Below are 16,139 nucleotides of genomic sequence, written 5' to 3'. Positions count from 1 at the left end.
TGTTGTGATTAATCTTGGAATGTACGTGCCGCAGCAACAGCTTTCAACCATCCCTTATAGGCCGTAACCATTTCCTCTTCACGCGTTGCATCCGGATAACTGTGTTGTCCATCAGTTGTAACCGGCAAATCCGCTTGATTCTCCCAGAAACCAACACCAAGCCCAGCTAAGAAAGCTGCCCCAAGTGCAGTTGTTTCTAGATGGGCAGGTCGTTGAACTGGCACATTAATCAAATCAGCTTGGAATTGTTGTAGATACGTATTAGCGGCCGCACCACCGTCAATTACCAAACTTCCAACGTGTAATTGCGTATCATTTTCCATCGCAAGCAACACATCTTTGGTCTGATAAGCCAAAGCTTCAATCGTCGCACGGACCAAATCTGCTTTAGATGTCGCACGTGTTAGCCCAAACATAGCACCACGTGTATTTTGGTCCCAATACGGCGCTCCTAGCCCGGTAAAGGCTGGTACCATATAAATACGTTCAGGATGACGTTCACGCGACACAGCGGCTAATTCTGCCGTTTCACGCGCATCTGAAATCAACTCTAACCCATCACGCAACCATTGAATGGCTGCCCCAGCGATAAAGACAGATCCTTCTAACGCATAAGTCACTTTTCCATTCAAACCGTAACCAATCGTTGTTAGCAAACCGTTATCAGACGTTGAAATCGTATCCCCTGTATTCATCATAATAAATGATCCAGTTCCATACGTATTCTTAACATCCCCTGCATTAAAAGCATGGTGTCCAAACAATGCTGCTTGTTGGTCACCGGCAATTCCTGAAATAGGAACTTGAATCCCAAAGAAAGCAAAGTCAGCAGTATGACCAAAATGTCCTGAAGAATCTTTTACCTTTGGCAACATTGCAGCAGGAATATCAAATAGGTCTAGTAATTCTTGATCCCATGCCAATGTGTGAATATTAAACATCATTGTACGTGAAGCATTCGATACGTCAGTAGCGTGTACTGCCCCACCAGTTAGCTTATACAACAACCATGTATCAATTGTTCCAAACAGTAGTTCACCACGTTCAGCACGTTCACGTGCACCAGGAACAGTATCTAACAACCACATAATCTTTGTTGCAGAGAAATACGCATCAACCCATAGTCCAGTCTTCTCGTAGATCATGTCTGCATGCCCAGCATCTTTTAACGCTTGAGCAAAGCCATCACTTTGCTTTGATTGCCATACGACTGCCGGTGCAATCGGTTCACCAGTAATACGATCCCAAATCACAGTTGTCTCACGTTGATTTGTTAATCCAATTCCAGCTACTTTGTATGGTTCAATATTGGTTTTAATAATCACTTCTGCCATTACTTGGCGTGTATCATCCCAAATTGTTTCAGCGTCATGTTCAACCCAACCCGGTTGTTTAAAGATTTGTGGTAGTTCTTTTTGTGCACTTGCAACTGCTTGACCATCATGATCAAACAAAATAGCACGGGTGCTTGTTGTCCCTTGGTCAATAGATAAAATATATTGATCAGCCATGGCGTTACTCCTAGTTTCTTCAGTTAGTTTTTTGACAAATTATTTTTTATAAAATTAAAAGGAGTTGATTAAATAATCAACTCCTTTTATTGTACTGAATTACTTCTCTGAACGCAAAGTTCCACCGTCCATAAAGCGATTTGCAGACATTTCATTTACGATTACCTTAATCGCTTCACGAGGTGCCCCAGTATTCTTTTCAACGGCTGTTGTAATATCAGCCATCATAGCCTTCAATTGTTCGTCAGAACGGCCTTCAACAAGTTCTACATGTACAAATGGCATCTTCTTACTCCTTTGAGATTCAAAATTCGTGTTATTGACCTTGTTCCATTGTTTCTTCAACATTTAATGCCGCATCGATTTGATTCTTTGCCGCACGACGTTCGTTACGGATTTGTGCTTGTAGATCTTCATTATAGAAGTTCTGTGGCACTTCCACCGTTTCAACGATGTTTAAGAAGGCATCTTGGTCAACCATCTTAGTTACTTCAGTTACTTCGGCTACTTCGTACTTTGAAATAACCATCATCAATGTTGATGACGCTTCATGTGAGAAGGCACCCATTGATGGCATGATCGTGATACCACGGATCAAACGGTTTTGTAGCGCTTCGGCTACTTCGTTTGCACGACGTGTCACAATAAATACGGTCAACTTTTGGTAACGTGTGTGAATCGAATCAATCGCTACTGAAGTCGCGTAGATACCAATAATTGTGTACATCGCATTTTGCCAACCAATAAAAGCTCCAGCAATAATAACGATGGCTCCATTGATAAACATACTGATACTTCCAATTGACTTACCAGTTGCCTTTTGTACAGCCATGGCAATAATATCCATACCACCTGTAGAAAAACCAAACTTAAAGGTTAGTCCAATTGCCACTCCGACCAATAATCCACCAAACAAACCAGCTAAAATAGGTTCGTGATCAACAACTGATCCTTGTGGCATAACAATCATCATGAATGAAATAAAGAAACTGTTTAAAAATGAAATTAATGTAAATCGCTTACCCGCAAATTTCAATCCAATCAACAAAATAGGTAGATTGAAAATCATAATAATAACTCCAACATCCACTTGTGTATGGAACACAGCTTCAATAAAGAGTGCTATCAATTGTGCGACCCCATTAAATCCACTTGAGAAAATATTATTTGGGATCAAAAAGTTATTCATGGCAATGGCTACGATGACGCCTGAGAAAATAAAGACGGCAATGCGCGTTAACCATGTTTTTAACTGTAAAAAGTCCATAAAGACACCTCACTTTTAGTCGTTGTTTAATTATGCAATAATTTTACACTTCCGGCTAGTCTTTTATGCCAAAACAATAAAAAAACCACCTCACGAATGAGATGGTTTTTGTTAATCCTAGGATTAACGGCGTGCTTCAGGAATACGAGCAGCCTTACCGTGCAATGCACGTAGGTAGTACAACTTGGCACGACGAACGCGACCGTAACGTACTACTTCAATCTTATCTACACGTGGTGAGTGTAGTGGGAATGTACGTTCCACACCAACACCACTTGAAATCTTACGAACAGTGTACGTAGCTTGGATACCAGTACCTTGACGCTTGATAACAACCCCTTCGAACAATTGAACACGTTCACGTGTTCCTTCGACGATACGGGCGTGTACACGAACAGTATCTCCTGCACGGAATTCAGGCAAGTCCGTACGTAGTTGATCTGCAGTTAACTTTTCCAACAAAGCATTTTGACGCATGTTAATCTCCTCATCAACAATCTTTCACCATTTGGCCAGCGGATTATTGGGTTTTATTTTGGTGCGAACACCGTATATAAATATAACGCTTATACTATTAAAGTGCAAGACATTATTTTTCAGATTCTTCTGCCTTAACTTCGGCTAATAGAATAGCTTCTTCTTTTGACAAGTCGTAACTCTCTAACAAATCTGGACGACGCAAGTATGTACGTCGTAATGATTCTTTTTGCTTCCACTTTTTAATATTCGCATGATGTCCAGAAGTTAGCACTTCAGGCACCTTCTTACCTTGAAAATCAGCAGGTCGTGTATATTGTGGATATTCTAATAGCCCTGTTGAAAATGAATCATCAACGGCTGACATTTGATCACCCAACGCTTCATCTAATAGACGAACTGTAGCGTCAATCACTGTCATGGCACCTAATTCACCACCAGTTAGAACAAAGTCACCCAATGAGATTTCATCTGTCACTAAGTCACGAATACGCTCGTCATAACCTTCGTAATGCCCTGCAATAAACGTCAAATGCTCTTCCTTAGCAAATTCTTCTGCCTTGGCTTGCGTAAATGTTTCTCCTGCTGGATCCAACAAGATAACACGCCCACGTGAACCTGCTTCTGCTTCAATGGCATCCATTGCAGCATAGATGGGTTGTGGCATCAAAAGCATCCCTTGACCACCACCGTAAATTTCATCATCTACTTTGTTGTGCTTGTTATCTGTGTGATCACGGAAGTCCACAACATTAAAGTCGACTAGTCCTTTTTCAACTGTCTTACCAATAATTGATTCACGCATTGGCGCAAACATATTTGGGAACAAACTTAAAACATCAATACGCATGTTAGATTTCCTCTAGTTGTGTCACGTGAGCTGTCTTGGCATCCAAATCGATTTCTGTCACAACAGATTCGATGTATGGCAAGTAAATGTCATCATGTCCCTTACGGCTAACAACCCAAACGTCGTTCGCTGGTAATTCCATGATTTCCTTAACTGTTCCAAGTGTTTCACCGTTTTCGTTATCGATAACAGTCAAACCAACAATTTCGTGGTAGTAGAATTCATCATCATCTAGATCTTGTAGTTCTTCACCATCGATCATCAATTCACGACCCTTGTACTTTTCAACGTCGTTGATGTTTTGCATATCCTTGAATGAAATCAAGAAGAATTGCTTGTGTTGACGAACAGTTTGAATAGTTACGTTAACAGGTGTTTGCCCATCGATTACCAATTCTTGTCCCTTTACGAAACGCTCTTCTGGAAAATCAGTTGTTGCCATTACTTTCAATTCGCCACGAATACCGTGTGTGTTCACGATATTTCCTACTTTATATAAAGTCATAATTGCTCCTTCAAGTGTTTAAAATTATGTATATCAGTATAGCATAAAATAAAAACATCTATGTAGTGTAGTTTCCACACCAAAGACTAATTCTTAATGCTTGAATAAAACAAAAAAAGAGCTACTCAGATGAGTAACTCTTTTTTTAAATCAAGCAACTAATTACTTAGCAAGCTTTGATTCGTGGAACTTCTTCATGATACCAGCGTTAGAGAACAAGTTCTTAACAGTATCTGAAGGTTGAGCACCCTTGCTCAACCATGAAAGTACAACTTCTTCATCCAACTTAACCTCTGCAGGTTGAGTCAATGGGTTGTATGTTCCAACAGTTTCGATAAAGCGACCATCACGAGGTGCACGTGAGTCAGCCACTACAACACGGTAAAATGGGCGCTTCTTTGAACCCATACGCTTCAAACGGATCTTTGTAGCCATGTGTAATTTCCTCCAGTAATTTTTCTACAAGTAATAATATAACAGGACTTTCCATGTGTGTAAAGTGTTTTTCCTTTACACTTGTAAAAAAATATTATTTTGCTTAACGCTTACGCTTTTTCTTGGCCTTTTGAACACGACGAGCCATTTGCTTCATCGCCATATTAGCCATCTTACCCTTCATACCAGAACCTTGACCGCCCATTCCCATGGCACCCATCATTTGTTCCATACCAGCCATATTACCGTTCATAACTTGTCCCATCATCTTCTTCATTTCATTGAATTGTTTGATAAGCTTGTTAACTTCAACAACTGGACGACCTGCTCCAGCTGCTAAACGACGACGACGAGATGGGTTCAACAAATCTGGGTTTTCACGTTCGGCTGGTGTCATTGAATAAACAATCGCCTTAATGTGCGCCATGTCCTTATCGTTGATTTGAACATTTTGCAAAGCTGGGTTATTTGCCATACCTGGAATCATCTTCAAGATATCTTCCATCGGTCCCATGTTTTGTACTTGTTGCATTTGATCCAAGAAATCGTTGAAGTCAAAAGTCTTGTCCTTCATCTTTTCCATTGTGGCTTGTGCTTGCTTTTCATCAAAGTCCTTTTGGGCCTTTTCAATCAAAGTCAGCATGTCACCCATACCTAGGATACGACTTGCCATACGATCTGGATGGAAGACATCCAGATCAGTCATCTTTTCACCTTGACCAACGAACTTGATTGGTTGTCCTGTCACGGCACGAATTGACAAAGCGGCTCCACCACGTGTGTCACCATCTAACTTCGTTAGTGTTACCCCAGTAATACCTAGACGTTCGTTAAATCCTTCAGCTGTTTCTGTGGCATTTTGCCCAGTCATTGCATCAACAACCAACATGATTTCATCTGGTTGTGCAATTTCCTTAATGTCAGCCAATTCTTGCATCAAAGCTTCATCGATTTGTAAACGACCAGCCGCATCAATGAAGACATAGTCAGCCTTAGCTTCGCGGGCAGCGTCCATACCTTGACGAACAATTTCACGTGGGTCAACATCAGTCCCTAAGTCAAAGACAGGTACGTCAATTTGTTGTCCCAAAACCTTTAATTGATCAATGGCCGCTGGACGGTAAATGTCAGCTGCGATCATAAATGGACGTGCATTGTTTTCTTCCTTCAACTTGTAAGCAAGCTTACCAGCTGTTGTTGTCTTACCAGCCCCTTGTAGACCTACCATCATAATAACAGTTGGAATCTTTGGTGACTTGTTCAATGGGACGTCTGTCTCTCCCATCATCGCAACCATTTCTTCATTAACGATAGAAACGATTTGTTGTGCTGGGTTTAATCCATCAAGCACCTTAGCACCGGCGGCCTTTTCACGGACGTTACGGATAAATTCCTTAACAACCGTGTAGTTCACGTCGGCATCTAACATAGCCATACGGATCTCACGTAATGACTCACGTAGATCAGCTTCAGTAACCTTCCCCTTACGGCGAAGACCTGTCATCGCATTTTGAATGCGTTCTGTTAATCCTTCAAATGCCATTGTTTACTCCTCTTCTAGCAAGCCTAATTCCGCAACTAGCCCAGCTAATTGCGCATCATCGGCATACTTATCGTTAATGTAACTAGTCAATGCTGTCGCTGCTGCTTCACGCTTCAAGTAATCCTCAAACATGTGTAACTTAGCTTCATAGTCTTCTAGTAATTGTGTACTGCGTTTCAAATTATCATAAACCGCTTGGCGTGAAATATCGAATTCTTCGGCAATTTCACCCAATGAGAAATCGTCTGCATAATACAATTGCAGATAATCTTTTTGGCGCGTTGTTAATAGCGGTTGATAGAAATCAAATAGCGCATTTAATCGCGTTGTCTTTTCAATTTCCATAACTACTCCTCAATTAAACCACTAAACAAGCCCTTAGTGAACTCATCTGCCTTAAATGGTTGTAAGTCACCCACTTGTTCACCCAGACCAACCCACTTAACTGGCAAATGTAATTCATTACGAATTGGCAAGATGATTCCACCCTTAGCAGTTCCATCAAGCTTTGTTAGAACAATTCCAGTGACGTCAGTTGAATCCTTAAACAAACGTGCTTGTTGCAAGGCATTTTGCCCGGTTGTTGAATCCAATACCAACAACACTTCTTGTGGTTCAGCGGGTAATTCACGCGAAATAATACGCTTCATCTTTGCCAATTCTTGCATCAAGTTCACATTGTTTTGCAAACGACCAGCCGTATCAACAAACAAAACATCTGCTTGTGTATCAATTGCAGTACGAACACCATCATAAACAACAGATGCTGGGTCAACTTGTGGCTTACCACTCACAACAGGAATGTCATTGCGACGGCCCCATTCTTCTAGTTGTTCAGTCGCTCCGGCACGGAATGTGTCCGCTGCAGCCAAGACGACTTTCTTACCTTCGGCCTTATAGCGTGCAGACAACTTTCCAATCGTTGTTGTCTTTCCCACTCCATTAACACCAACAAACATGATTACTGTTGGTCCTTCAGGGGCAAAATGCATGCTTGTATCTTCATCGATACCTTGTGATTGGTACAGTGCAATCAACTTGTCCATGATGATACGTGAAACTTCTTGCTTGCTCTTCGCATTTTTCAGCTTCACTTCATCACGTAATTCATCCGTCAGTTGCAAGGCTGTCTTGGCCCCAACATCGGCACCAATCAATGTTTCTTCCAAATCATCAAAGAAGTCTTCATCAACACTTCGGAAGTTAGACATAAATTGATTCCAACGATCTGCCCATGTCTTACGTGTCTTCGTCAATCCAGCTTCCAAATTAGTATCACTGACAACTTCTGCTTCTGCTTCTGCTTCTGCTTCTGCTTCTGCTTCTGCTTCTGCTTCTGCTTCTGCTTCTGCTTCTGCTTCTGCTTCTGCTTCTGTAGTGTCTTCAATGACTGGTGTTTCTTCAACTACTTCAGTTGGCAACTTAACGTCTACTGCCATCCCCGGTGTTGGTTGTAGTTCTACCACCACAATTTCTTCCGGAACAATCGGCATCACTGGTGCCACTTCTTCAGTTGGTAATTTAATTTCAACGGCCATGCCAGGTGTTGGTAGCAATTCAACGACCACTACTTCGGCTAGCTCAGCGTTAACATCTTCATTCAATGCACGTGGATACAAAATTTCAACTTCAACCTTAGGTTGTGCTGGTTGCTTTGGTGTTTTCAGAAAATCAAATAATCCCATGATAAGTATCCTCGTTTCTAATTTGTTTGTGTTGTGACATCAGTCAAATCGACAGAGACCATCGTTGACACACCTGGCTCTTGCATTGTAACACCATACAAGACATCAGCATTGGTCATAGTTCCCTTACGATGCGTAATCACAATAAATTGTGTATGCGCATTTACCTCATGCAAATACTCGGCAAAACGATCAACATTGGCTTCATCCAAGGCAGCTTCTGTTTCGTCCAATACTGCAAACGGTACCGGTCGAACAGCAAGAATCGCAAACAACAAGCTAATGGCCGTTAATGCTTTTTCTCCACCAGATAGCAAGCTCATTTGTTGGAACTTCTTTCCCGGTGGTTGGGCCTTAATATCCACACCTGTTGTTAGCAAATGCTCTGGGTCAGTCAAAATCAGCTTTGCTTGACCACCACCAAACATCTTGACGTAGATGGCTTCGAAAGCCGTCGCAATGGCATGGAATGTTTCAGCGAAACGACGTTCCACTTCTTGATCCATCTCATCCATTGTTTGTTGCAAGTTCGTACGCGCAGATAACAGGTCATCCTTTTGTTGCTGCAAGAAATCATGACGTGATTTCACTTCTTCATACTCTTGGATTGCCCCAACGTTAACATCCCCAATATCAGCTAAGCCACGTTTGATAAGCTTTAACTCTTGTTGAATATCTGCCAGCGGCTTATCAGTGACATCCGTCCCGACAATTTGTTCAAATGTTAACTCATAGTTTTCCAACAATTCTTGTTGGGCTAGCTCAAATTGCGTTGTACGTTGCGTCAATTTTACCTGGACAGCATTTTCATCTGCTTGTTGGGTCTGCAATTTCTGTTGCGTTTCTTGCAAAGTCATCTGCAATTCTTGCACAACACGCTTTTCTTGTTGCAGGCTGGTATCTGTTACGACTTGACGCTGTACTAATTCTTCACGTTGCGCTTTAGTATGTTGCAATTCGTGTTCTAAACGTGCCTGAACGTCAGCTTGATTTGCTGTTAGGTCCGCTAATTGTTGCGTCACGTCATTTTGTGTTTGTTGCCATTTGTTAACTTGACGCTCTAACTCATACTGACGATCTTGTTGCGCAATCAGATTGGCTTTTTCAGTGGCCAACACTGTTTGAATCTGTGCGATTTGCGCATCTACATCTTGGCCATCACGCTCTGCTTGTTGACGTTGCAATTGCAAGTCATCCAATTGTTGCTGTAAGTCTGCTTGTGCTTGTGTATGCATGGCAATCGCATCTAAATTCGACGCTAAGTCTGCATCTTCTGTGGTTGCTTGTAATTGACGTAATTCGTAATTAACAGCAGTTAATTCTTTTTCTAATTGTGTCAAACGGTCAGCCCCAACTTGCATATTCGCAACCGCTTGTTGGACCTTTTCATGCACTAACATCACTTGCTTTTGTTCGGCCTGGTATGTTTCAGATGCCATGTTCAATGCTGCTTCCGCCTCACGAACCGTTTCTTCCAATGCCAAAACCACTGTCTTTTGTTGCGTCAAATCAGCTTGAACTTTTTCAGTTTCGGCTTGTTGTGCAAGCAGACCATTACCGTTTTGCTTATTTGCACCACCGGTCATTGACCCACCTGGATTCATCACTTGTCCATCTAGTGTCACAAGTCGAACACGTTGCTGTAGCGCGCGACTAGCTTGCACTGCATGATCCAAAGTATCCATGATGACTGTCGTTCCAAGCAAGTTCTGCATGATTTTAGCATAGTCATCTTTAGTTTTAACTAAATCAGACCCAATCCCAACAAAACCTGCTTGTTGTTCCACTGTCGTAATTTGGTCCGGACGTAATTGACGACTTTGCATGGTTTCAATTGGCAACAAGGTCACACGACCATAACGATTTTTCGTCATGTATTGAATCACTTCTTTAGCTGTGCGCGTTGTATCCACAATGATTTGTTGCAAGGCGTTTCCTAGTGCCGTTTCAATCGCTACTTGATGTTCATTTGAGACCGTCATCATCTCAGCAACTGCACCATGAATTCCGGGGAATTGGTCACGCTGTTGCATCAAGCGTTTCACACCTTGGTAATAGCCATCATAATTTTCGGTTAGACGGACAAGTGATTCATAACGGGCTTCCAAACGTTGTTGGCCATTTAATCCTTCATACCATTGTTGGCGCGCTGCTTGATAAGTCTCTTGTTGTGACTTGCCATCCGCCTGTAGTTTATCTAATTGCGTTTGAACCGTTTCTAATTCCGCTTGGGCAGCGTGATGAACATCGGTCAGTTCACGTTGTTGTACTTGGGTATTTTGAACCTGTGCTTGCAGTGTCTCTTGGCGATGAACCAAACGATCACTTTGCGCACCCTGACGTTGATTCTCTTGCGTTAAGTGTTGTTGTTGATTCTTGGCCGTCGCTAATGCTTGTAAGGTTTCAACCAGGTCACTACGCACCTCTTCAATACGTTGACTTAATTGGCTCACATTTTGTTGTGGATGATCAACGCGTAGCGCTGTTAATTCACTAGATAACTGTTCAATGGCATCATTGGTTTGCGTTATTTGTGCAACCAGCGTTGTCATTTGCTCCGTTAACTCAGCTAATTCATTTTCAACATCACCAAGCTTTGCCTGTAATTCCTGACGGACGTGCTCACGATTGGCTTGACGTTCTTCTTGCAGATTTAAATCTCCCGTCAAACGTTCAACTTGTGTTGTACACGTCAATAGTGCTTGTTGCAACTCAGTCAATTGATTTTCATGTGTTGCTTGCATCTCTTGATGACTAGCTAACTGTTTTTCTAAATCAGTTACATCCGTTGTGACTTGTTCACGTTGATTAGTCTGTGTATGCACTTGCGTTTGCAAATCCGCCAATTCTTGATGCCAAGTATTCAATGACAAAATCAAACGGTCTTGGTCTAAACTCGTAAATTTTGCCTTTTGATCGACATAATCTTGTGCAACTGCGCTTTGCTCAGCCAAAGGTTCAATACGTTGATTTAATTCAAACAGAATATCTTCAACACGCGTCAAACTATCATGCACACTATCTAGTTCTTTGGTTGCCTTGTCTTTATTCTTCTTGTACTTATAGACACCAGCCACATCTTCAATAATCGTACGACGTTCTTCTGGCTTAGCACTAAAAATACTTTCAACACGCCCCTGAGAGATAATTGAAAAACTTTCACGTCCTAGTCCTGAATCCATGAACAATTCTTGAATATCACGTAAACGAACAGTTGTCCCATTAATTTGGTATTTCGAATCTCCATTACGGTATAACGTACGCGTAATGCGAATTTCATTATACTCAGACTTTAAATAGCGATCTGTATTATCGAATGTAATTGATACTTCCGCGCGATTCAAAGCAGCACGTTTACCACTTCCACCAAAAATAACGTCAGCCATTTTATCCCCACGTAATCCACGTGCAGATTGTTCTCCCATGACCCAACGAATGGCTTCAATAATATTTGATTTTCCAGACCCATTGGGTCCAACCACACCTGTAATTCCAGGCATGAAATCAATTTTGGTTCGCTCCGCAAAAGATTTAAAGCCGCTAATTTCTAAACTTTTAAGTTTCATTGTTTTCCCTAACGCTAACTAATGAGTTATTTCGCCTCTTGACTCAGACGTTGATAGGCTTGTCGTGCCGCATCTTTTTCTGCCGCCTTGGTTGAAGTACCTTGACCTGTGCCTAATTGTTGCCCATCTAATGTAACCGCCACTGTAAACAATTGATTGTTATTTTCGATACGCTCTTCTGCAATCTTTGCATACTTAATCGTGACTGCCCCTTTTTGTTGCAACAATTCTTGAAGCTTTGACTTATAATCGACAAATTGTTCATAAAAACCTTCATCAATCTTTTTGAACATAATTTGTTCTAAGAAATCCATGACAGTATCTGAACCTTGATCCAAATACAAAGCACCAATAAAGGCTTCCCAAATGTCTTCCAACAATGAGTCACGCTTACGAGCACCAGATAGTTCTTCTCCACGCCCTAAGCGGACATATTCATCTAGATGTAACTCACGTGACAAAATTGCAAATGAACGGGTTTGCACCATTGAAATCCGCAATTCTGTCAAGCGACCTTCATCCCATTCTGGGTAGCGTTTAAACAAATAAACGGCCGTTGATTGTTGCATCACGGCATCACCCAAAAATTCTAAACGTTGATAATCATTTCCCACATAGTCTGGGTGTTCATTGATATAGTTGGCTTGCGTAAACGCTTCTTCCAACAGTGATTCATTGTCAAAGCGAATATCATACTTTGTTGCTAATTCTTGTTGTAATACGTCAAACATCGAAATTACCCCCATTTTTAATCTATAGTTAACTACAATTATAGCAGAAAACGGCATTGTATGGCGGATGATACAAAAAAAGACACAACCATTTTGGCTGTGTCTTTTAATTAAAATTACTTGCTTGCAATGTAGTTAACAATGTCATCAACTGTCTTCAAGTTGGCAGCATCGTCATCAGAAATTTCAGCGTCAAATTCGTCTTCCATTTCCAAAACTAATTCCACAAAATCAATTGAATCGGCGTCAACATCTGCCATCAAATCCATTGATCCTTGAATATTTGCTTGATCCAATTCAAAATGGTCAGCAATCAATCCAGTTACTTTTGTAAATACTTCTTCGCGACTCATGGGAGCCTCCTTTTATTTTTCTTCAGTTTCAGGACGTGCAGCTAATTCATCTGCATGGTCCGTCACAAAACGTTGAATTTTACCTGTCAAATCGACATCTAGCATTGTGTGAATTTGAGTAAAGGTATTGGCTACTTCTTGTGCGGATGCTGACCCGTGAGTCTTAACAACCGGTTGATTAGTTCCAATCACCACTGCGCCACCGTATTCAGAATAATCCAAACGGGCTGCAACACGCTTTAGTCCTGGCTTTAGCAAAGCACCACCAATCTTTTCACGCAAGCCAGCATCCATGATTGTACTCTTCAACACGCGTAGCATTGTCTTCGCAGTACCTTCAATCGCCTTCAAAGTTGCGTTTCCAGAAAATCCATCTGCAACCACAACATCAGCAGCACCTTGCAACAAGTCACGAGATTCAACGTTACCGATGAAGTTCAAGTAACCTTGTTCACCACCGTGCGCAAGAAGACCATAGGCTTCCTTGTGTAGGGCGTCACCCTTGTCGGCTTCACTTCCATTGTTCAACAATCCCACACGTGGGTTATCGAATTCTAGAATTTCGCGGGCATAAAATGATCCCAAGATACCATATTGGTACAAGTGCGTGGCCTTATTTTCAGCATTGGCACCCACGTCCATCATTGTAAATGCTTGATGTGGTCCATCAAAAGCTGGCAAAGTCGTCATCAAAGCAGGACGATCAATCCCCTTCATACGACCCACAATAAAGATTCCAGCAGCTAACAAAGCACCTGTGTTCCCAGCTGAGAACAAGGCATCTGCTTCACCAGACTTAACAGCTTGCGCTGCTAACACCAATGAGCTTTGCTTCTTCTTACGGATAGCACGGACTGGTTCTTCAGCCATTTCAATCATTTCTGCTGCATGCATAATTTCGATACGATCATTGTTTACTAGGACCGCTTCAATTTGCGCTTGATCACCGTAAAGTTGGAATGCCATATTTGGCATGGCATCACGTGCTAGTTCAACACCAGCAACAATCTCTGCCGGGGCATTATCGCCCCCCATTGCATCAACTGCAATTTTAAACATGTTTTTTCCTCAACGTTTTCTTCGAAATTTCAAGTTTTCTTTTGATTAATACAATCAATTATATAAACTGTCCGCCTATTAGTCAAAGTTTCGGTAACGAACCATTGTTTCATCAAGTAGTTCAACCAAACCAGTGATCTCTGGATTTTTATCCCAATCCGGTTGGCTAACAACGGTAATCGCCTCTTCTTGGGCAACAGACATCATTTGAATATCTTGCACCGGGTCACCAACACGGAACTCTGGTACACCGGATTGACGCTTTCCTAATATATCACCCGCACCACGTAATTCCAAATCTTTTTGGGCCAGGACAAATCCATCTGTCGTGCTGACCATCGCATCCATCCGCTCAACACCGTATTGTGTCTTAGGATCACTCACTAGGAAAGTATATGACTGACGTGAACCACGCCCAACACGACCACGTAATTGATGTAATTGTGATAGACCAAATCGATCTGCATCTAAAATAATCATGACAGATGAATTAGGCACATCGACCCCAACTTCAATAACTGTTGTTGAAACCAATACTTGGTATTCATTGGCTTTAAAAGCGGCCATGACCGTTTCTTTTTCATCATTCGTCATACGCCCATGCAAAAGTCCCACCTTATATTCAGGGGCAAATTCTGTGGCGAGTTCTTCATACATTGCTTGTGCATTCTGTGCATCTAATACTTCAGATTCCTCAATCAACGGCGTGACAACATAGGCTTGTGCGCCTTGATCTAACTGACCACGGACAAATTGGAATGTATCCTCCATTTGATGGTGACGAACCCATTTCGTTTCAATTGGTTTACGTCCTGCTGGCAATTGATCAATTACCGAAACATCCATTTCCCCATAGGCCGTAATGGCCAATGTTCGCGGAATTGGTGTCGCTGTCATCGCTAACACATCTGGATTCATGCCAATTTCACGTAAGGCCGCACGTTGCTTCACCCCAAAACGATGCTGTTCATCGATAATCGCTAAGCCTAAATTATGAAAGGCAACATCTGGTTGGATTAACGCATGCGTTCCAATCAAAATATCAATCTCGCCATTTTCTAAGTCTTCTAAAATTTGGCGACGAGCCGCTGCTTTGGTTGAACCTGTCAATAATTCAACCCTGACCTCATTCGGATCAAAAAACTTACCAACTGTTTTTGCATGTTGTTGTGCCAAGATTTCGGTTGGCGCCATCATCGCAGCCTGCATATTGGCTGTAATTGCGCCATACATGGCTAACGCAGCCACCACAGTCTTCCCAGACCCCACATCCCCTTGCAACAAACGATTCATGTGCAAAGGACGACGCATGTCACGTAGAATCTCATTGACCACTTTCTTCTGCGCATCTGTTAATTCAAACGGTAATGTTTGAATGAAGGCCTTTAATGTTTCATTATCAAATAACACAGCACGACCTTGATTAGATTGATTCATTTGCTTAATCAATTGCAGGCGCATCTGAAAAATAAAGAATTCCTCAAAACTCGCGGTACGCTGTGCTTTTTCTAGCGTGTAAGCATCCTGTGGTTCATGCATCGTGTGGATCATCGTATAGTGGGGCATTAGCTTGTACTGTTCCCGAATATGTTGCGGTACAAACTCTTGGCGAATTAAACGGTCATAACGGCCTAGGGCTTGCTGTACAAGCTCTTTAATGGTCCCTGCCTTAATCTGCTTAGAAGATGGATATACACCTTGTAGGCTGTCCTCATCTTCATTCTTCATCAACTTAATACCACTTAAACTTTGACGTGGTTGATCATATGTCCCATAAACCGCGATTTCTTGCCCAATTTCAATTTGCTTCGCAATCCAAGGTTGATTAAAAAAAGACACACTAATCGTATCTGGCGATACTGTTAATCGGAATGTTACACGCGCTTTAGCCCGACCAAATCGTGAAATAACAGGATCTGATGTGACCACACCTTTAAACGTAATCTTTTCTCCGTTTTGCGTTTCCGCTGGCGTCTTTTCACTCAAATCTGTATATCGTTTTGGGTAGTAACTCAATAAATCCGCAATTGTATAAATGTCTAATTCATTCAACGCTTGTTCACGCTTAGGTCCCACACCACTTAAAACGGCAACTGAATCCATTAAGCTCATCATATTCATCACCTACTTTACGAAAAAAGAGCTAGCCAAGGCTAA

General features: G+C 41.8%; 15 protein-coding genes. All 15 read right to left on the bottom strand.

The features are described 5' to 3' along the window. Positions 1–8: 8 nt before the first annotated feature. The 15 genes from glpK to recG all read right to left on the bottom strand — a co-directional run bounded on the left by glpK (position 9) and on the right by recG (position 16,097). Entirely contained in the window at positions 9–1,511 is a 1,503-nt protein-coding gene (gene glpK, locus WS08_RS01985) for a glycerol kinase GlpK (RefSeq protein WP_009496073.1), read from the bottom strand. Positions 1,512–1,610: 99 nt separating this feature from the next. Further along, positions 1,611–1,796: a 2-hydroxymuconate tautomerase gene (locus WS08_RS01980; protein WP_009495938.1), complete on the bottom strand. Its 186-nt coding sequence runs from the start codon at positions 1,794–1,796 to the stop codon at positions 1,611–1,613. A gap of 31 nt (positions 1,797–1,827) precedes the next feature. Further along, positions 1,828–2,778 (bottom strand): YitT family protein, encoded by a 951-nt coding sequence (locus WS08_RS01975; protein ID WP_009495910.1) that lies wholly within the window; start codon positions 2,776–2,778, stop codon positions 1,828–1,830. Positions 2,779–2,901: 123 nt separating this feature from the next. Beyond that, on the bottom strand, positions 2,902–3,255 hold the full coding sequence (rplS, locus tag WS08_RS01970) for a 50S ribosomal protein L19 (RefSeq protein ID WP_009495908.1): 354 nt from the start codon (positions 3,253–3,255) through the stop codon (positions 2,902–2,904). A gap of 112 nt (positions 3,256–3,367) precedes the next feature. After that, the gene (gene trmD / locus WS08_RS01965; protein WP_009495906.1) at positions 3,368–4,105 is read right to left on the bottom strand and encodes a tRNA (guanosine(37)-N1)-methyltransferase TrmD; all 738 of its coding nucleotides are present in this window, start codon (positions 4,103–4,105) and stop codon (positions 3,368–3,370) included. 1 nt (position 4,106) lies between these two features. After that, positions 4,107–4,610, bottom strand: a complete 504-nt coding sequence (gene rimM, locus WS08_RS01960; protein WP_009495904.1) for a ribosome maturation factor RimM — start codon at positions 4,608–4,610, stop codon at positions 4,107–4,109. Positions 4,611–4,772: 162 nt separating this feature from the next. Continuing rightward, positions 4,773–5,045 (bottom strand): 30S ribosomal protein S16, encoded by a 273-nt coding sequence (gene rpsP, locus WS08_RS01955; protein ID WP_009495902.1) that lies wholly within the window; start codon positions 5,043–5,045, stop codon positions 4,773–4,775. Between the two features lie 103 nt (positions 5,046–5,148). Beyond that, positions 5,149–6,588: a signal recognition particle protein gene (gene ffh / locus WS08_RS01950; RefSeq protein ID WP_009495900.1), complete on the bottom strand. Its 1,440-nt coding sequence runs from the start codon at positions 6,586–6,588 to the stop codon at positions 5,149–5,151. Between the two features lie 3 nt (positions 6,589–6,591). Beyond that, positions 6,592–6,933 carry a putative DNA-binding protein gene (locus WS08_RS01945; RefSeq protein ID WP_009495898.1) on the bottom strand — a complete coding sequence of 114 codons (342 nt, stop codon included), beginning with the start codon at positions 6,931–6,933 and terminating at the stop codon, positions 6,592–6,594. A 2-nt stretch (positions 6,934–6,935) separates the two neighbouring features. Further along, positions 6,936–8,273 carry a signal recognition particle-docking protein FtsY gene (ftsY, locus tag WS08_RS01940; protein WP_081855543.1) on the bottom strand — a complete coding sequence of 446 codons (1,338 nt, stop codon included), beginning with the start codon at positions 8,271–8,273 and terminating at the stop codon, positions 6,936–6,938. A 17-nt stretch (positions 8,274–8,290) separates the two neighbouring features. Continuing rightward, the gene (gene smc / locus WS08_RS01935) at positions 8,291–11,839 is read right to left on the bottom strand and encodes a chromosome segregation protein SMC (protein WP_038536138.1); all 3,549 of its coding nucleotides are present in this window, start codon (positions 11,837–11,839) and stop codon (positions 8,291–8,293) included. Between the two features lie 26 nt (positions 11,840–11,865). Continuing rightward, positions 11,866–12,570 carry a ribonuclease III gene (gene rnc / locus WS08_RS01930; RefSeq protein ID WP_009495892.1) on the bottom strand — a complete coding sequence of 235 codons (705 nt, stop codon included), beginning with the start codon at positions 12,568–12,570 and terminating at the stop codon, positions 11,866–11,868. A 116-nt stretch (positions 12,571–12,686) separates the two neighbouring features. Continuing rightward, complete coding sequence (gene acpP / locus WS08_RS01925; protein ID WP_009495890.1) at positions 12,687–12,923, bottom strand: acyl carrier protein; 237 nt, start codon at positions 12,921–12,923, stop codon at positions 12,687–12,689. Between the two features lie 12 nt (positions 12,924–12,935). Next, the gene (gene plsX, locus WS08_RS01920; protein WP_009495888.1) at positions 12,936–13,982 is read right to left on the bottom strand and encodes a phosphate acyltransferase PlsX; all 1,047 of its coding nucleotides are present in this window, start codon (positions 13,980–13,982) and stop codon (positions 12,936–12,938) included. Positions 13,983–14,060: 78 nt separating this feature from the next. After that, on the bottom strand, positions 14,061–16,097 hold the full coding sequence (recG, locus tag WS08_RS01915) for an ATP-dependent DNA helicase RecG (protein WP_038528119.1): 2,037 nt from the start codon (positions 16,095–16,097) through the stop codon (positions 14,061–14,063). Positions 16,098–16,139: the final 42 nt, after the last annotated feature.

It is taken from the genome of Weissella tructae (assembly GCF_000732905.1).
Classification (GTDB): domain Bacteria; phylum Bacillota; class Bacilli; order Lactobacillales; family Lactobacillaceae; genus Weissella; species Weissella tructae.
The sequence above is the reverse complement of the archived record's forward strand: the minus strand, read 5'-3'. Positions and strand labels throughout refer to the sequence as shown.